General features: G+C 32.3%; 7 protein-coding genes. 1 reads left to right on the top strand and 6 read right to left on the bottom strand.

From position 1 onward, the window contains the following. Nucleotides 1-127: 127 nt before the first annotated feature. Nucleotides 128-598: an Lrp/AsnC family transcriptional regulator gene (locus tag NAB20_RS03800; protein ID WP_088391045.1), complete on the top strand. Its 471-nt coding sequence runs from the start codon at nt 128-130 to the stop codon at nt 596-598. A 180-nt stretch (nt 599-778) separates the two neighbouring features. On the opposite strand, the gene NAB20_RS03795 is transcribed toward NAB20_RS03800, so the two are convergent. The 6 genes from NAB20_RS03795 to NAB20_RS03770 all read right to left on the bottom strand — a co-directional run bounded on the left by NAB20_RS03795 (nt 779) and on the right by NAB20_RS03770 (nt 21,267). Beyond that, the gene (locus NAB20_RS03795; protein WP_105195131.1) at nt 779-1,477 is read right to left on the bottom strand and encodes a zinc metallopeptidase; all 699 of its coding nucleotides are present in this window, start codon (nt 1,475-1,477) and stop codon (nt 779-781) included. Between the two features lie 616 nt (nt 1,478-2,093). Next, the gene (locus NAB20_RS03790; RefSeq protein ID WP_088391049.1) at nt 2,094-2,555 is read right to left on the bottom strand and encodes a GNAT family N-acetyltransferase; all 462 of its coding nucleotides are present in this window, start codon (nt 2,553-2,555) and stop codon (nt 2,094-2,096) included. A gap of 48 nt (nt 2,556-2,603) precedes the next feature. Beyond that, a complete protein-coding gene (locus NAB20_RS03785) occupies nt 2,604-4,652 on the bottom strand; it encodes a LysM peptidoglycan-binding domain-containing protein (RefSeq protein WP_127823410.1) in 2,049 nt (682 codons plus the stop codon). 107 nt (nt 4,653-4,759) lie between these two features. Continuing rightward, on the bottom strand, nt 4,760-5,947 hold the full coding sequence (locus NAB20_RS03780) for a phosphoglycerate kinase (protein WP_088391053.1): 1,188 nt from the start codon (nt 5,945-5,947) through the stop codon (nt 4,760-4,762). A 104-nt stretch (nt 5,948-6,051) separates the two neighbouring features. After that, on the bottom strand, nt 6,052-7,044 hold the full coding sequence (locus tag NAB20_RS03775) for a type IX secretion system membrane protein PorP/SprF (RefSeq protein WP_105195129.1): 993 nt from the start codon (nt 7,042-7,044) through the stop codon (nt 6,052-6,054). 15 nt (nt 7,045-7,059) lie between these two features. Then, nucleotides 7,060-21,267, bottom strand: a complete 14,208-nt coding sequence (locus NAB20_RS03770; RefSeq protein WP_375605533.1) for a T9SS type B sorting domain-containing protein — start codon at nt 21,265-21,267, stop codon at nt 7,060-7,062. Nucleotides 21,268-21,300: the final 33 nt, after the last annotated feature.

Below are 21,300 nucleotides of genomic sequence, written 5' to 3'. Positions count from 1 at the left end.
TTATTACTTTCGTTTCAACCCAGTCTTATCAATCATCTTTCCTCTTAATTTTTCAACAAGAGAATAATATTCTTTTTTTTGTTTTATTTAGAAACAAAAGTTAACTTTCGATTTCATTTTTAAACTAATGCGAGTAAATCATTTACAAATTGAAATTGACGGTATAGACAAAGAAATCTTACGTTTTTTAATGGAAGATGCTCGTAAACCTATTTTACAAATTGCGAATAAAATAGGAATTTCGGGAGCTGCTATTCATCAGAGGTTAAGAAAATTAGAAGAGGCCAAGGTTATTTCTGGTTCAAAATTCATTGTTAATACAAAAGTTTTAGGATATAGTACTATGGCATTTGTAGGGATCTATTTAGATCGTGCTGCTCGAAATTCAGAAGCGGTTAAAGAATTAAGTAAAATACCCGAGGTATTAGAATGTCATTATACTACAGGTAATTGGAGTATTTTAATAAAAATGATTTGTCGTGATAATGAACATTTAATGCAATTACTAAATAGTAAAATTCAATCTATAGAAGGGGTTTCTAGAACCGAAACTTTTATATCATTAGATCAACAAATAGAAAGACAAATACAATTATAATTTATTTTTAAAAGAAAACCTTAAAAAGGGATTCAAAAAGTCCGTGATTTTGTTATCCTCGCCACAAGGAAAAATCATATATTGATCATAATTTTCCTATTATCGGATTGACAAACTAAATATTCGATCTTTCCTTTATGAATCTCTCTTTAAGGCTATTTGTTAGTTCAGTTATAAAGATTAATCTCTTCTGCCAAAAACTTGCATTGCCCAATAAAGCATAGAAGCAACCGCACCAATAGCAGCAACTAAATATGTACGAGCTGCCCATTTTAAAGAATCTTCTGCTCCTGCATATTCTTGCTGACTTACCATATTTTTATTTTTTAGCCATGCTAATGCTCGATTACTTGCATCATATTCTACAGGTAATGTAATCAGTGAAAAAGCAGTTGCTATGGTCATTAGGGCTAAACCTATTAGAGCTACAATATATCCTATAGACAATCCTTTTGAGGCAACTCCTAAAATTAACCCTCCCATAATTAACCATTGTGATAACGAAGATGAAACGTTTACCATAGGTACCATTTTAGAGCGCATTGTTAGCCAACTATATGCCGTAGCATGTTGTACAGCATGACCACATTCATGCGCTGCTACAGCTGCCGCAGCTGCATTTCTTTGATTATACACCGCTTCTGATAAATTTACCGTTTTATCTGCGGGATTATAATGATCTGTTAATCGACCTGGCGTTGAAATTACTTTTACATCGTAAATACCATGGTCATGCAGCATTTTTTCTGCAATTTCGGCACCACTTAATCCATTTCGTAAATGTACTTTTGAATAATGATCAAATTTATTTTGTAAACGATTACTTACCAACCAGCTTACTAGCGCAATACCTCCAAGTAAAATATAATATCCTATCATAATTTCATTTTTTTGATAAAACTACAAATTTTAAGCCATTTTACATAAATGTCAATTTGACATTTATTTACATATAGTAATAAATGTTATTAACTCTAATTTTTCGTAATAGATAAACATTTATTTTGTTACTCTATAGTATTTTGATACTTTTTATTTTCTCTTTTATCTATTTCAATACTATTTGAGTTTCTTGTAGAGATAGTAATCAATTTTGTCATTAGGAAGAATATACTGACTCATTTTAGTCTCATTTCTTGGAGAAGTTTGGTATACTTTTTTACCTTTAGAGTTCCAATCTGACTCAATTGTTAAAGATTTTTTTTAGTAAATCAAAAAATAGAAGGATCAACTGTTGTACTATGAACCCTGACAAAATTTGACTTGATAAACGCGATGGTGATTTTTTGGAGTGACAAACTGGGACTTTGACTTGGATTATAGGAGTCCTCCTTTTGTCTGAGTAACAAATGAGGTGTTAAATTACGCCTTTGTCCCCCAGATCTCCAAGAAAAAATTTCTACGTATTTTTATTTTCTTTGCTTTTTTATCTTCATCATGAATTCGAATGCTAAATTTAGGTTTAAAAGGTTCTTACTAATGAAATAAAGAGGCGTTATATTTGTTGTGTTTTCTTTCTTTTCATCTCAACATGAGGTATAGCGTCTTCTAAATATGTTTCTGAAGTTATTACAAAACCATGGCTTTGGTAAAATTTTACTAGGTATTCTTGTGCTGATATTGTAATGTCTTTCTGATAATAATTTGTTTCAAGAATATCAATAGCTACTTTCATAAGTTCGTGTCCTAACTTAAGACTCCGATGTTTAGGGGAAACTACTACCCTACCTATTGAGGAAGATTCTTGAAAATAATCACCTGGATTAAACAAACGACAATAACTAGCTAATTCATCATCTATATAGCCTAAAACATGAATTGCTTTTGAATCCTTTTTATCAACATCTAAATAAGGACAATTTTGTTCTACTACAAAGACTTCTGATCGTAAATACAATATTTCATATAGTTCATCTATAGAAAGTTCGTTAAAATGCTTTATTTTGAATTTTTGCATAATATATAGTTTATTAAAAATTAAGGACGCTTAAGCGTCCTTGAAATATTATATTTTTATTTTCATTCCTGGTTGTAGATCATTTTCTTTTATGTTGTTCTTTTTTCTTAATTCTGCAACTGTTGTATTATACTTTCTAGAGATTTTGAATAAAGAATCTCCTTTTTGAACTATATATAATTTTTGTTCATCAAATGGTAGTTTCTTTTTTGGTAATTCAACTTTAGCAACAATAGATTTTTCAATTTTTAGTTGTTCCCCTACTTTAACATCTTTTGATGTCTTATCATTCCATTGCATTAGTTCTTCAACGGTTACACCGTGTACTTTAGCAATTTTACTAAAATTATCTCCTTTTTTAACTGTGTATGAATCTGTTTGAACTATAATTTCTTTTTTAGGTTCTACTAATTTTATAATATCGCCTTCATTTACAACACCGCTTTCAACTTGATTCCATTTTTTTAAATCGGATACAAGTAAATGATGTTTTTTGGCTATGCTATAAAGTGTTTCTCCTTGTAAAACAAGGTGTTCATAAACAGGTGTATCAGTACTAACTGTTAATTCATTTTTATCTTTAGTCTCTTTAGTGGCTGCATCTACTATTTTATTTTTTGAAATATTTGAATTTGCTATTGTATTTAATGCAACTGGATTATGATTTTCTGGTTCTTGAACTGCATTTGCTGCAATGCTGTTGTTTTCATCGTATTTGATACGAATTTTAGAACCTTTTAAAAGGTGTATTCCTCTTAATCTATTCCATCTTTTTATATCAGCAATTGCTACATTATATTTTTCAGCTAATTTTTTTACGTCTTCTCCTTTTCTTACTATGTGTAATTTTTGTAGTAAGGGCTTTTTAGGTTCTATTTTATTAGACGATGCGATGTTTTCTTCTACTTCTTTTTCAGCACCTAATATTTCTTTAATAACTCGAGGTTTGAACTGTCTTATGAAAGGTTTTTCTCTCTTACTTTCTTGGTAATCAATATAAGCATATACTTTGTCTTCATTGGATGCTAAAATAGCTAATTTCTTTTTGGGTAAACAAATAAAATTGCTTTTACCTGTAACATAAGGAATAACCTTCATTTTATAAGAAGGGTTTAAAAATTCAATATCAGACTCTGGCATGTCTAACAAATTAGCTAATTGTTTGAAACTTACTTTTCTTTTTAGAGCAATTGTATCAGTTTCAAAATGTTTTGCAACGGGTTTATAAGGTACTAATCCATGTTCTTTATGATATTCAAAAATATACATAGTTGCTAAGAATGCAGGTACATAACCTTGGGTTTCGCGAGGCAGTTTATGTTTAATATTCCAAAAATTTTGAAGTCCTCCTGAACGGCGTATAGCTTTACTTACATTTCCTGCACCTGAATTATAAGAAGCCAAAACTAGTTCCCAGTCACCAAATATTTTGTACATACTCTGCATATAACGCGCAGCTGCATCAGTAGCTTTAAAGGTGTCTTTACGTTCATCTACGTAGGAATCTATTTTTAATCCATATTGTTTCCCTGTTTCATACATAAATTGCCACAGACCTGTTGCGCCTACTCTAGATACAGCGCTAGATCTTAATGCTGATTCTACTATTGAGAGGTATTTTATTTCTAATGGGACATCGTAACGAGCCATTGCCTCTTCAAATAGAGGGAAATAAAATTGTGATAATCCCATTAAACGTTCATAAGAGCGTTTACGATTTTTTAGAAAATTTTTAACCAAGTTTTCTAATTGTGGATTATATTCAATATTAAAAGGTGATTTCTCGTCTAATAATCGTAATCTTTCTTTGAATAGATCTGTTGGTAAATCAAAATCGACTTTAACATTTAAATCAAGATTTTTTATATCTGAAACGATTCCATCAAAAATATCTTGTGTATTAGATAATTCTTTTATATGTTGATTTTCAATACGATCTAATATTTCATTAACTACAAAGGTGCCTTTAATAGAATCTAAATAGGAATGTTTGTTTGTAGGTTTTAAAATAGAATCTTGTGGAATCTTATCTTGTGCATAAGTTCCAAAAGCAGATACCAGTAAAAATAGATTGAGGGCAAGTTTTTTTCTAATCATCAGCTTTAATTTATTTAAATAGCTTATTTTCAGCTATTTATATTAGATTTACAAACATAAAACCTAATTTTGATTTACAATAATAAAAAATGTTAAAATTCACTTAATTAATTTAAAATAGCAGAAATTCCGGGTAATATTTTACCTTCTAACATTTCTAACATAGCACCACCACCTGTAGAAACATAACTCATTTTAGGTTCGAAACCAAACTGTTTAACAGCCGCAACACTATCGCCACCTCCAACTAATGAAAAAGCGTCATTTTGAGTTGATTCGGCTATATAATTTCCTAACTGAATTGTACCATTTGCGAAATGATCCATTTCAAAAACGCCTAAAGGACCATTCCATAAAATGGTTTTAGAATTTAGGATAACTTCTTTTATTGTTTCTAAGGATTTTGGTCCTACATCCATACCTAGCCATCCATCTGGTATAGAATTAACATTAACTAATTGTGTATCTGCTGTATTAGAAAAAGAATTGGCTGCTAACACGTCTATAGGTAAATGAATTTGAACACCTTTTGATTTTGCTTTTTCAAGAATTTCAAGAGCTAAATCTAACTTATCATCTTCACATAATGAATTACCAATCTGACCACCTAATGCTTTAATAAAGGTAAAAGTCATACCTCCACCAATAATCATGTGGTCAACTTTGTCTAAAATATTTTCAATAACTGTAATTTTTGAAGATACTTTACTTCCGCCTAATACTGCTGTTACAGGTTTTACACTGTTATTTAAAACTTTATTTAAACTTTCTATTTCTTTAGCTAAAAGAGTTCCAAAACATTTTTCATTAGGGAAAAACTGTGCTATTATAGTTGTAGAGGCATGTGCTCTGTGTGCTGTTCCAAAAGCATCATTTACATAAACATCTCCTAAGGATGCTAATTTTTTAGAAAATTCAATATTTCCTTCTTCTTCTTCTTTATAGAAACGTAAATTTTCTAATAATAGAATATCGCCTGCCTTGATATTTGCAGCAGCATTTTGAGCAATAGGTCCGATACAATCTGATGCAAAAATTACAGGTCTCCCCAAAATTTCAGCTATTTTAGATACTATATGTTTTAAAGAAAATTCTTCTTGTTTTCCTTTTGGTCTTCCTAAATGTGATAATAAGATAACTGCTCCTCCTTCATTTATTATTTTTTCAATAGTAGGCTTAGCTGCTTCAATTCGAGTTGCATCTGTAACATTAAAATTTTGATCTAGAGGGACATTAAAATCAACTCTAATAAGTGCTTTTTTATCTTTAAAATTAATATCAGAAATAGTTTTCATTGTGTTGCAATTTTTTATACAAAAATAAAACAAAAAAGGCTAAAAAAATGCTAAATCATATAATCTAGCTATTTTTTTAGCCTAAAAATTTTTAAGTTAAACGCTTAGTCTTCTGACAAAGAGTTTTGAGTACAAGGACAATTACTAATTCCTTGAAAGAAATCCCATCCTAAAGTAATCATGTGTGTTCCTGAATTATATTTTACCAATTCATTGGTTGTAACTTGATAAGCATATCCGGCATAAAAACCTCCTTTTTTTAGACCAATCATAGGACCTACTGATAATGGCTTCATGGGTTGATCATTTAGGAAACGATAAGTTGCTCCCAACCAGAAATAACCTGTACGTTGATAATCTATATAACGATATTTAAGATTAATATCTGTTGAAGAACGTCCATCACTTTCAAAATATTGAAAATAAGCGGAAGGTTCTATTTCAGTTCTTGAATCTTTATTCCCTTTAAAAAGGTAACCTGTATAGAGTTGATAGTTGCGCAACTGATTAGGTTCTGGTGAAACAGGAAATTTTTTAAGATCTTTTGGTAATAAATTACTAAAATTCAAATTAATATAGAATTTACTTTTTCTATACAAGAAACCGACATCAAAATTACTATTATTAATAAAACGATCATTATTTACACTACCATCAGCGGTTTGAAAATTTTCAATTTCATGTCTAAAATTATTATAGTTATAAGACATACCAAAAGAAAAATATTGTTTGCTTGGATAATCCAAAATAATGTGGTGTGCAAATGAAAGTTTGGCTCCCATCTGACGACTGTTTCCATTTTTATCATTATAAACATGAAAACCAATACCTGATTGATCTAATATACGCATATCAAAATAGGCAGCTTGGTTATTGGGTGCATCTTTAATTCCTACCCATTGGAAGAAACCATTAACCCGAATCCTTGCATTATCACCTATCCCAGCATAGGTAGGTGATAAAACAAATGGATTATCTGCTAAGTATTGAGTAGCTGCAGGCAAATGTAACTCCTGAGCAATACTTGAGGATATTATAGAAAAAGCTAAAATTGTAAAAGCTTTTTTTGTTTGACTACATAGTGTACTAACCATCATAACTCAAAAGTTAAATTATCTATAAAGAGTGAAATGACCAACAAACTCTTTACCATCATTATTATCTACTTTTATAACATACCAGTAATCACCAGAAGGCAATTCTTTTCCATTATATTTTCCATTCCATCTTGCTCCTACTGGTAATGTAGCAATCAGACGACCGTAACGATCATAAACATGGCTTACTAATCTTGGATAAACTGTAGGGTCAACACAACCAGGTCCCCAATCATCATTTTCTCCATTTCCATCTGGTGTCATCACATCAGGAACACAAATAGGTATATAAGTTAAACGTTTAGCATCTACATCACTACATTCGCTATCATCTGTAACGATTACTCGTATTTGTTCATATTGTTGGTAATAAATAAAGGTATTATTAGATCCTGATTGCATTTGTTCTCCATCTGCAAAGAATGTATATTTATAATTACCTGAACCTCCTGTAGCAACTGCCATTGCTGTATTAAGACCTGAAATACTTAATGTAACATCTAATTCGTTTAAAGGAGTTACCATAAACGGTGTTGGAAGTACATTATTATTTGGACATCCATTTGGTCCTTCTACAAACACAGTATGGTAAGCTGGTGCTAAAAACTGTTTAGTATATTTTGGATCTGTAGACAAGAATATATTGCTAGTTTGTGCAGGTAAATTATCTAAACTAAATTTATAATTACCAACAAAAGCACCTTTTGGATCTAACTTATTTGTTACCACTATTTTAACCATTGGTTTATTAGTTACTGGATTACAAGGATAAGTAACATTAATTACAGGCTCAAAACTATCACCAGAACCTATTGTAATAAAATAAAGTGCTTTACAATTTGTAGCATTAGAATCTTTAATAGCAATAGAATACTTTTTACCATCTAATCCATTAAATACATGAGAATTTACACCATCTAAATTATTAATTGGTTCGTAAATTGAATCATCGACTTCAACTGGTGGGGTTGAATTATCAAAACTTGTTTTATATTCTTTTGTTACAAAATAAGGTCCTGTACCACCTTGAATATTCGTGATATGAATTTCTCCTCTATTTTCACTAGCACATATTTCATCAATACCTGTAACAGTTCCTTTCAGTTCTGCTGGTGCTGTAATACGTACAGATTGTACTGGTGGATGACATGAAGTAGCAACTGTAAACACATTTACTTCATAAGTATCTGGTTTCAGATTACTAATTGTAAAAGTACCCGCAGCTAAATCATTATCACTAACTGTATAAACTTGTTGATGTGTATAAGCACCATCTGCTGAACTAATAGAATATTGTAATTTACGATTATCAATACCTGTTAAGGTTACCACAATTTTTCCATCTCTGTTGTATGAACAAGTTGTTTGAACTGCTTTCAAATCAAATTTTAATTCAGCTGGTGACTTAATTGAAACAGGAGTACTTATAGAAGTACAATTACCGCTTCTAACTTGTATAGTATGATTTCCTACTGGAACATTCGTAAATATACCCGTTGTATTAGAAATATTTGAAGGTAATAATACGTATGTATAATTTCCTTGACCACCGCTTGCATGTGCAACAACTCTAGCTGTATCATACGAACAACTTACCTGGATAGGTGCAATAGGATCGATAGTAAATGGTGATAAACTATTAATTGTATATCCATTGGTTTCAACTCCTGCACAACTATTTGTATCACGAACATAATATTTATAAGTTATACCAGCAGCTAGATTATTTAATCTTAATGGAGAAACAAATGGAGTCCATGGTCCTGATTGAGAATTACTGTATTCAAATACACCTGTACCTCCACTAGCAGTAAGTATTAAACTAGCTTGGCTTGTATCACAAATTTGTGAATTAGCAACTAATGATAAAGACGTTTTAATTTCTTTAGCAGGTAATACATCGAAGAATAACTGCTTAGAAGGACAATTAGAAGCGTCATTTACAATAATATAATAACGTCCAGGTCCTAAATTAGTAAATGTATTAGATGCTTGAGGTCCAGAAGCAACTCCTACAGGATTTACATAATGTAAGGTATAATTATATCCGTTAGGAACATTATAACCACCTGTTACGCCAACTACTTGTACTACTCCATCATTTACACCAAAACAACGTAACTGTACTGGTGCAATAGTAGACGCATCAATAATAGCTGGTTTTGATAGATTAACTATCTCACTTACAGAACAACCATTAGCATCCTTAACCGTTATGGTATAAGCAGAATTACCTGATAATCCTGTAAAGATACCTGGAGATAATTGTTGTCCTTCAACTGGCGATATAGTATAAGTATAATTACCCCAACCATTTGCTGCAACTGCGTTAATAGAACCATCATTACCAGGTGTACAAGTCAATAATCCTTTAGTAGTAGTAATAGTAAGCGCGTTAATTGGTTCATTAATTATAAAGTTAGAAGAAAAAGTACAATTAGGCTTTTTAACTAAGGTTACATTTAGAGTATAAGTACCAGCAGAAAGTCCATTAATAGGTAGTGGACCTGCATTAATACTATTTCCTACCAAATTGAATCCTGTATTATTATTTGTGATACTATAATTGAACTCTCCTGCTTGGTTTCCATTGCTTAATATTGTATCAACTACAGAAACTTCTGCACTACCTGTAAAGCTACCCTTACAAGTTACATCTTTAATATTTGTTATTTGTATATTAAATGTATTCGGATCTGCTATATAATGTATTCGTTGAACACTACAATTTGTCACAGGATTTGTAACTGTAACCATATAATTACCAATTCCCAAGTTAGTAAAAATACCTGTAGTATTAGTAAGAGATATACCTGTTAGAATATTCGTTACATTGTAGTTATAAACAGGAACTGGTGCTCCGTTAGTCGTAACAGTTACCGTAATATCCTCACCTTTTGTACAAGTAATATCATTATTTACGAAAATATTAGGTCCTGAAATACTAACAAAAGGAATCACATCAGTTGTAACAGTCCCTTTACATCCTTTATCATCATATACGTTTATGGTATATTTTCCACCTGCTATATCCGTTGTTGAATAAGTCTTTTCTGGACCAAAATAAACTTGTTTTCCGTTTAAAATAAACTCATAGTTTACATAATTACCAGAACCACCTGTTACGCCATTAACAGTAATTGAAGCTGCATTAACAGAATTCGTATTTAGTGTACATGCAAACTGATTAACAACTGGAGGTGGTACTGTCATCACATTAGGCTGAGAAATTGTGACTGATTTTGTTTCTTTACAATTTCTACCTGAAGTAATTTCAACAGTATAATTACCCGCTGGTAATCCTGTAAATACATTATTAGTTTGTGCTGGTCTCAATTGTTGAGAAGGGAAAACTAAAGCATAAGTATAAATAGGGTTTCCATTGGAAGGAGCTGGTTTCAAATTTACTGTAATCGTTCCGTTACTATCTCCATTACAAACAGTAGAAGTTGGTACAATAGAATCTACCAATATATCTTCTGGTTTTTCTAATTTAACTGTAATATTTTTAGTACAAGCAGTAGTTAAATCTCTAACAGTAAAAACAGAATCTCCAAATGGTAAACCTGTAAATATACCTGTGCTATTCACTGTAGCTCCATACGTATATTCATAATTACCTGATCCACCAACAGCAATAAGTGTTACTTTACCATCATTAGTATTACAAGTAGGTTGTGCAACAATAGTAGGATTAATATTTAATGGAGGATACACTGTAATTGATTTACTATCAGTACATCCATTAGCATCTTTTATAGTAATCGTGTTATTTCCTATAATTAATCCATTAAAGGTATAAGGTGCAATTACATTTACAAATGAGCTAGTTCCATTAGCATTTGTAATACTATAAGTATAAGGAGCTATTCCATCTACAACACTAGTTGCTGTTATTACATAATCAGTACCATCAGAAGTACATTGATTAGCAGCAAAAACTGGAAGTGTTAGTACAGGATTCGTATCAGTAGGCAGAATAACTGGCACCTGTGCGATACAATTATTGGCATCTTTTACATAAGCTATATAATTACCTCCATCACGATTAAATACGGTAGAAGTTGTCCATCCTACAGAAGCAGCTGTAGGGGCAGGATCAGTAGCTAACGCAACAATATATGAATAGGTAGGAGTACCATTATTACCTAAAACTTTAATAATACCTGCTAGTGGATTACAATTATCATTTTTATCTACAGTAGCTGTTATTGCTAACTGTGTAGGAGTACCTACAGTAGCAGAAGCTGTTGTAATATCACACTTAGGAAAGTTATTTTCCTTAATTTTAACTGTATAAGTACCTGCTGGTAGACCTGATATAGTAAAAGGATTAGTTACTGTATTATCAACTATAATACCATTATGTCCAGCAACTACTGTATTCGTATTATCGTATAAAGTATAAGTATAAGGTCCTGAATAACCTTGAACACTTAATAATAAACTTCCACCAGTAGTGTCACCAAAACATTTTACACTTGCATCAGGTGCTAAAGTAGCGGTTAATGTTTTAAATACATTTATTTGATGTCCTATTTGAATAAAACATCCAGTAGTTGCATCTGTTACTTGGAAAGTATAAGAACCTGCTGCACTAATTGTAAATTGATTAGCAGTTGGTCCAGCAACCACATTGGTTGTTCCAAAAGGAATTACTTGGTAAGTATAATTACCCGATCCTCCTGTAGCATTAATACTAATAATTTCATTTTGAGTACAATCAATAGCTTGATTTTTAACTATGGTTGCTCCTAATGGTGTTATAGCATTAATATCAACTTTTGTAGTTCCGATACATCTGTTAGAATCAAACACTCTTACTGTGTAAGAACCACCAGCTGTATTTAGTGTATTAAATACAGTACTAGCGCCTGATTGTAAGACAACTCCACCCAGTTCAAATTCATAGGTTGTATATTTTCCTGTACCTCCTGTAACATTTGTAACATTTATTTGTGCGGGATTATAAGCATTCGTAACATTACATGTAAACTGAGTAGCTACGGCCGTTATATTAATAGGTGTTGGCTCATCTACTCTTACGTTTTGAGTAGCCGAACAACCTCTTGCAGAAGTTACTGTGATAACATAATTACCTAAAGGTAAACCTGTAAAAAGGTTCGTATCCTGTAGTCCTACACCGTTTGGATCAGGAGCTATACTATATTTGTATGGTTTATCTGTATTCGTAGCATCTAGATTTACAGTAATACTACCATCATTACTACCAATACACTTAGTATTAGTAACTGTTGCTGCCACAAAAAGAACATCTTTAGCAGGTGCTAAATTTACAGGAACGGTTACTTTACAATTCGTTGTAAGATCTGTTACTTCAAAAGTATAGTTACCTGGAGCTAAAGAATTAAAGATACCATTTAAATTAGTTGCTCCAACAGGAACTGTTTGACTGTAACTGTAGTTACCACTTCCATCATTTGCCTTAATAGTAATCGTACCTGTAGCTGTATTACAAGTAGGAACTAAAGTAAAATCACCAATTGCTTTTAAAGGTTTCAAAATTGTAACTGTTACCTTGTTACCACAATCATTTTTATCTTTTACCTCCACAGTATGCACTCCTGAAGAAAGATTAGAAATAGTAAATGGCGCTGTTTGTGCTTGAAAAACACCACCGTCTACACTGTACACATGAGGTGCAATACCAGAAGTCGTAAGTGCTACATCAATAGCAAAATTACCCTCAGCAGCACATAAATTATTAACCGTTGCAGAAATAACTGGTTCTGAGTCTACAGTAACGGTTATAAAATTAAATTTAATACAACCATTAGCATCTTTTACATATACTATATATTTTCCTCCTTCTAAATTAAACACATTAGGTTTATGGGTTAATGGATCAAAAGAACCAATAAATGCAGCATTTGTCGTTACAGGATCAGCACCATCTATTACCCCAGTTGCACCAGAATCAACAAATACTTGATATAAGTAAGGACCTGTACCACCTGCTGCTGCTGCTGTAATAATACCTGCATTTGGTTTACAATTATCATTTGTACTTGTCAAATTAAGGGTTAAATCTGTTGCAGACTCTTTTATTTCATAAGGACCGAATGTCTTTCCACATCCTGCATTTGCTCCATTGATTTCACGTATTAAGATATTATACGAACCTGGTGCCAAAGGATTAATTGAATATGGATAAACAAAAGGCGAATTAACTATTACAGGAGCTCCGATGTTTACATTGGTAGCCGCATTAACTAATTGATATGAAAACTGAGTAACACCTGCACTTAAATTACTTAAAGTAAATTTAATAGATCCATCAGCAGCACCTCTACACGTTACATTATTAATAATCGTAGATAAAGTAGGATTAATAGACGAAGGTGTCCCAGGGGCTGTTTGGAAGTGATAACATCCTGTTGTTGTATCATATACTACTATACTATAAATAGCACCTGGAATTAAACCATTAAAAATATGAGAAGCTGCTCCATTATTAGAATTAACAAGAGTAGTTGACCATGGAGCAGCTGGTAAATCAACAATACCAAACTGATAAGTACCAGGACCTATAACTCCTCCTGAAATATCTACTTTTAAGCTTGCACCTGTTGCACAAGTAGCTACACCTGTAAAAGCAAATGTTAAACCTGAAGGTGGACTAGATACAATTTGATTTGGAACTACTTTTGAACAACCATTAGCATCAACTGCCTTTACAGTATAAACACCATAATCAATATTAGGGAAACAAACTGTAGCTGCTAATGGTAAGGAATTAACAACAATCGGAGCCCCTACTTGTACACCTAATGCATTCGTTAATGTAAAGGTAATTGGTAATGTTCCTCCTGTTAAATCTGTATTTATACAAATAGATCCTTTTATATAATCTTTCGTTCCAATATTACAAGTAAGAGGATTTATTTTAACTGTATAATTTAGTAAGGCTGGTTCTGTAATACTGAAAGTTTTAGTATCAGTACAAGATTTTGCATCTGTAACAGTAACAGAATAATTACCAGCAGGTAAACCAGCTGTTTGTGTACCATAATTAGTACCTGTTGTCGTATTTAGAACTGATATAGTATAATTAGGTGTACCGTCTATAACACTCCAAGTAAATGCACCTGTAGCATCACCATGACATTTTACAGTTGGACTAGTAACAGTCAATGATAAATTAGGTAATGAACGTGGTTTTATATCTAATGTATTAGTCTCTATTTGGCAGCCTTTAGCGTCTGTAATACGGAATTTATAAGTACCTGGGTTTGCTAATAAAACGGGATATGTAAAGGTAGAACCTGTAATAGTACCGACTCCTGTAAAAGCAGCACCATTATAACTTACTTCATACGTACCATACGGCAAATAACCATTTGAAATTGTACCACTAATAACAGCATTTGGTGTAACTGTACAATCGTAGCCTTTGTTTAAAACAATGGTTGCGTTTAATTGGTTATTAATAGTTTGTTGAAATACTGCCGGATTTGTACATCCATAAGCATCTCGTACGGAAATTGCATAAGTACCTGGAATTAGCCCATTAAAAGTATGGCTATCAGTAGGTGTATTACTTGGTACAAAAGCCCCTCCATTCAAACTGAAACTATAAGGTGCAACACCTCCTGAAGCAGATACAACTAAAGATGCTTTATTTGTATCGTCATAACAAAAATCAGAAGCTCCTAAAGCAAGCGTAGGATTATTTGGGTTCGTTAAATTAATTGTTTTAATAACTTGACATCCTCCTGCATCCTTAATAGTAACAGTATAGTTGTTGGCTGGCAAATTACTAAATACATTACCTGTTAAAGTACCTGCAACTGGACTAATTGTATAGGTATAACCTCCCCATCCACCAGTAGCATTAACAATAATGCTTCCTTGTTTTGTACAAGTAATAGGATCTTTATCTAATGTTGCATCTAAAGCAACTGTAGGTGTTTTTATCTCAAATAAAGAAGTTATCTTACATTTTGTTGTAGTATTAGTTACTTCAACTGTATAATTTCCTGCTAATAGATTATTTAATACAAAAGGTGATGTAGTCTTCGCACCTACGGAAGGAGTAGGACCTGTTACTACGTATGAATAGCCTGTTCCAAAATTTGATACTGATATTTCAGCAGATCCTTCAGTTCCATTTAAACATTTAATATCTGATAGAACTCTATTAGATATTGACATATCTGGTAATGGATTAATAGTATATTTTTCAGTATATGTACAATCTTTTGCATCAGTAACTACAAAGGTATAGGTACCTGCAGATAGATTAGTAAAAGCACCTGTAGTATTTGTTACGGCCGAAGCTACTGGATCTGTTATGGCATACTCTTTTAGAGGCAAGCTACCTCCTGTAACGGTCACTTGTACGTTAATTGTTTTAGCAGGACAAGTCATAGAAGAAGTAGGAGTAACCGTTAAATCCGTTGGAGGAGTTAATGGAACAACTACGAATGGAGGATTGATTGTAAAAGTACAACCGTTTTTATCTCGTACTACTATAGTATAAGTCCCTGCTTTTAAATTATTAAAAATATTAGATGACTGCCATGTATTACCATTATTATTACTATACTCAACTCCACCTGCACCATTTTCACTTGGTAATACTGTAACCGTAATACTAGCATCATTCTTACAAGTATAATTTGGATTTAATACAGCTGTAGCTTTTAAAATATTAGGTTGAGTAATTGTAATAGTACCTGTAATAGTACATAGTTTAAGATCTCTAATAGTATAATTATACGTTCCTTGTGTCAAACCAGCATAGGTCGTTTGATTAGAAAAACCAGCGTTATTAAAATTAATTTGATAACCACCTGCTCCGCCAGTAGGAGCAAAGGTTACACTTCCATTCGCTCCGCCATTACAAGTTACAGCTACAGTAGAATGATTAGCTACTATAGGTTCTAATTTTTTAACTGTTACAGTGTTGGTAACTACTTGACAACCTTTACTGTCTTTCACTAAAAACTGATATGTTGTATTAGCTGAAACTGGAGGTATTGAATATTTAAATGGCAAACTAGCTATAGGAGTAGGTATGGCTGGCGTGTAATTTACACCTCCATCGGTACTCACTTGATAAGAATAACCAGGATAACCATTTGAAATAGTAAGTGTAATTTCTGCATTTGGATTTAATGGATTACAATCAGCATCTTTTGTTAAAGCAGCTGTTGCTACTAATTGCGCATTAATCTGTTGTACTGATGTAACTGCTGTACAGCCGAAAGTATCTCTTACTGTTACTACATAACTTCCTGGTGTTAAGTTTGAAAAAGTAGCGTTATTTTGGAAAGGAATTAAAATAGTTCCTGCATTATTTTCTAATTGATATTGATAACCAGGCGTACCACCTGACGCACTTACTGCTATACTAGCAGCATTAGTTCCATCATAACAAAAATCAGATGTTGCTAGTACTTGTATAGTTGGTTTAGGTGCAACCCCAATAGTAATTGTTTCTGTTTTTATACATCCATTAGCATCTTTTACAGCAACTACATAAGTACCAGGTGCAACGTTATTGAATTTATTATTTGGTTGATAACTTATAATAGGAACACCTGTAGTAGTTTCTAATTGATACTGATAAGCAGGAGTACCTCCAGTAGCAGTAACTGATACAACAGCTCCAGTAGTACAAGTAGCAGGGGTTATGTTGGTCAGCACTTGTAATTGAGCTGGTACAATTATGGCTTGTGGCAAGTTAAAACTACAACCTGCATTAGCAGCAGTTAAGTCATATTTTACTAATACAAATCCTGGATATCCTACCGAAGGAACAGGCACTGTAGCAGGAGATGTATTATAAGATGTCCAAGTAGCTCCATTATTCATCGAAACTTGATAACCAGAAACCGTATTGAAATTTTGTGCTGCTATTGTAACTGTAGCATCATTTAATCCTGCGCAACTTACATCTTTATGTCCTGTAATTTGAGCGGTAAAAGCTTGTCCACATGGAATGTTTACAGGAATAGTTTTAGTTGCTATACAAGCTATAGGTAATTGATAAGCTTCTATATCATCTACAGCAAAATCAATACCATTTTCTTGTGCAACTTCTAATCTTAAAACAAAATCAAGTGTTGTATTATTTCCTGGGTTTATAGTTTTGTTATATACTTCCCATTTTTCCGTTTTAGGAATAGGACCTGTAGAACTAGAAGATAAAGCCACACCTGCACTATTTTGTAACTCAACGGTTAAAGAAGCATCAGGTTGTGTATTTCCAATTCTAAGTAAATTTCTAGCATAAAAACGAACTTGAATTGGTTGATTCGGAATAATATCTTTTATTGTTTTTCTATATAAAACAGCATTATTAGGTATAGCATTTCCTGCATCTACTGCTAAATATCTACCAGGTCTTGTGCCTGTAGTATGATCTAAAGGAATAGACCAACCAGAATAAGGATTATTAAGTAAAAACTGTGTAACTGTATATTCACCGTTGCCAAAAAGTTTATTACCATGACATTTTGTTGCTTCAACTTGACGCTCCCAACAGAATGCAGGATTAATACCAGGTGAAGATACATCTGGACCCGATCCGAAATCTTCTTTTAATAAATTACTAAAAGTAGGAGGATTCGTTAAATTATAATTTACTGTTATAGTTGAATTTCCACATTGAACATTCTTAAAAATATTAGAATTAGGATCATGAGGCGGATTTAAAGCAGGTGAAATAGAATACGTATACGTATACGCAGTAGAACCATTATTTACTGTAACGGTACTAGTAGCAGAACCATTACAATTAAATGCAGGTGCTGAAACACTAATTGTAGGATCTGGTGGAATAGGATCTAAAGTAACGGTCATTGAAAATATACAATCAACGGCATCTTTAACCTGAACAGTATAAGTACCTGGAGGTACTGATGCCTGATTTACGTTAGTCCAACCTTTACCAAAATTATATTGATAAGGAAAAGGTCCCGTAAAAGGCTTTCCTCCTTCTACATTAGTAATGCGTATAATACCTGTTCCGCCTGTAGTATTACATGCTAACGCCATTACACCACCAGAAGCGGTTAATGGTGTTGCTGGTTGAGAAATTGTAATATTGGGTTCTGTTTTTGTACAAACAGCGGTACCTATTGTGTACTGAATTACAGGAGTATAAACGCCTGGGGCTAAATTTGTAAATAATGGGTTATTAGTAAAAGGCGCACCACCAGTAATACTGTATCCCAATGTATTTCCATTTGCATTCGTAACATTGAATGTAATGGTACCTGAATTATCGTTATAACATTTTACATCGGTATAACTTACTGTATATTCAGGAGCTGGTATTTTTACTACGTTAATTTGTGTTGTTTGAGTACAGTTATTAGAATCGTATACTGTAATAGTATTAATACCTGGACTTGTAACTGGAATAACATTAGTTGTTAAGAATGGAGCTGGTGGGGCACTATTCAAATAGAAAAAGTATGGAGGAGTTCCTCCTGTTGCTGATATTGTAATTTCACCGTCTGCACAAGTCGTTAAAGCTTTTGTTAGAGAAGCATTTAATACTAATTTAGCAGGATTAGCTAAAACAAATGTTCCATCTTTTGTACAACTTGGAGTCGTAACTATCCAATAATAAGGCAAACCTGGCGTTAGTTTATCAAAAACATTGTACGCTTCTGTAGTCGTAACAGAATTACCTACAATTAACCCAGAAGCATTTGTTCCTTGATATAAAGTATAAGTATAAGGACCATCTACTCCTGAAACACCTAAATTAACAGATCCTAAATCGCCATTACATTTAGGCTGTGTAACCGTTGCTAAAACGGTTATGTTATTAGCTACTACTCCAATATTTTTAATAGGAATTTGACATGAGCCAGGTACTGAATTATCTTTTACATTTATCGTATAATTACCTGGGACTAATACTTGAAATACAGGATTAACAGTCCATACTCCCAATGTTCCATTTGGTTGTACTAATTGAAACTGAAATCTACCAGTACTATTAATAGGTTTTATAACTGTTATAGAACCAGGGGCACCACATACAATAGGTAATACTTTAACTTCTGTTTCTGTTAAATTTTTATATACATTAAAGTAAAAAGTTCTTGTACATCCTCCTAAAAAAGTATAAATGAGTCTATATTTCCCTTCATTTAAAACCGTATATTCATTTGATTCAACTATTTTATTCCAACATGAATCCGCTGTAACAGGACAATTAGTTATAGGATTATAAGGACCACAGCCTGCTTTTGTTTCATCATACAATTGCCATTCTACTTTTATGGTTCCCGTAATATTCGGTTGCAATAACTTATTATCATCCTTACCACATAGATAAATACTAGGAATTCTTTCTCCTGAATCAGTACAATTAACAGGCGTGATACTTTGATCATACTTAATTAAAGGATTTTGAAGATCCGATCCATACAGTTTAACATTAAATGTTTGAACAATAGATCTACAAATAGCATCCTTACCTGTTACCGTATAAATACCTGGTAAATTTACGGTTACTTCTTGACTTGTCTTATTAGGTGTAAAAGTTGCTCCAGCAGGACCCGTCCAAAGATAATCATCATAATCATTTCCAGCCTTCAGAGTAGTTGTAGTTCCACAATAATAAACTTCTGTATTGAAGTTACACTTTTTATCTAAACCAACAATAAAGTTTGTCGAATTTGTAGAACCTACCAAACAATTAGTATCTATTTGTGAATAACTCGGATCATTGTGATTTTCTACATTATTAATAACCCCCCTATATTCAACAAAAGCTTGATTTTTAATTTCATTTGAACAAGCTGTTGTAAACTGATCACAAGAACAAGCTACTTTTACTTTAATTATAATAGAATATTCTGGTGCATCTTTTTTTAGATAGGCTTTAGGTATATAAATAAACAACTCTCTAGGATTGGCAGGGTTTACTTCGTATTTCATTGAAGTATTAAGTGCTGTATTGGTAGATATTACACTTTGTAAAAGTACATTTTGAGGTAAAATATCTTTTAGTAATACATAGTTACTACCATATTTATGAGATGCTAAACCTTGTGCATCATCATTCCCTATATTATCAAAGAATATATTATAATTAATTTCATCACATATATCTACTGTCTGATTTGAAATATCTACACCCGCATTATTTGTCACATTTTTTCTTAATATAATTCTAGGTCCAATAACATCTACAGCAAAAGCTGTAAAAAAAACAAAGTATTGATCACCACTTGTCCCTAGGTTAATAGAAGCTGATGTATCATTGTTTTTAATTACAGAATTACTGGGATTATCTACTTTAAAAATACCAGCATCATACCCTAAAGTATTCCTACTATTAGGCTCTCTATCTGGTAAAAGTCCTGAAGGATTAGTGAAAGTACTATTAAAGAAATTCTGTTTCCTATCTTTAACAAAATCATCAATTTTTCTAAAAGGAGGTTGCATTAATACATTATTAATTTTAAAAAAATCACCTGATATCTGCTGATCTCCTTCTAATGCTCCAAATGCCACCCAAGCCCCTACGTTTCCAGTAGGTATGGTCTTAAATCCACTAACATTTACATCTAATTCATTAGTATTATTCAATTTGGTAAAACCATTGAAAGAAGTAATATTTTTAGCTGGTAAATTAGGGTTTTCATATATAACGTACAAATGCCATCCTGCTGAATAACCTCCTTGAACCTTACCTTGTGAACAAACAATATTAGCCACAGTATAATCACCCTGAACATCTCCTCCTTTATTCAACAAATTAGTAACATCAGCATAAGCTGCATACGGCTTATTTGTCTCGAGATCTTCATTATAGATAAGAGTCCCTGCTATATCTTCATAAATAGCAGATCCTGGAAGTTTCAATTTAACTTTTGTAATATCTAAACTTGTTTTATTATAAATTCCAGCCCAATATAATGCTGCATATTTTATCTTATAACAGGCTTGATAAGCTGTAGGTATTGTTAATTTAGCCCTACTGGAATTGTAAATAGTTCGATTAGCAGTATCCACATTAACATATACCATACTAATCCTATCATTAGGTTCCGTATCATTATATGGTAAAAAAGCGTCTTGTGATAAATTATTATTTCCTATTAATAAAATATCGGCATTAAGACCATTTGTCTGATTAACTACAGAAAAAGGTTTGAATTCTTGTGCAAAGGATTGATGAAATCCCAAGCTCCAAAACAATAAAATACATAAGTAATAACTCGATCTCATAGGGCGTTCGTTTATTATTTAAAACTCATAAAG

The sequence above is a fragment of the Flavobacterium davisii genome (genome assembly GCF_042182265.1).
Classification (GTDB): domain Bacteria; phylum Bacteroidota; class Bacteroidia; order Flavobacteriales; family Flavobacteriaceae; genus Flavobacterium; species Flavobacterium davisii.
This window is presented reverse-complemented; position numbering and strand designations above follow the sequence as displayed.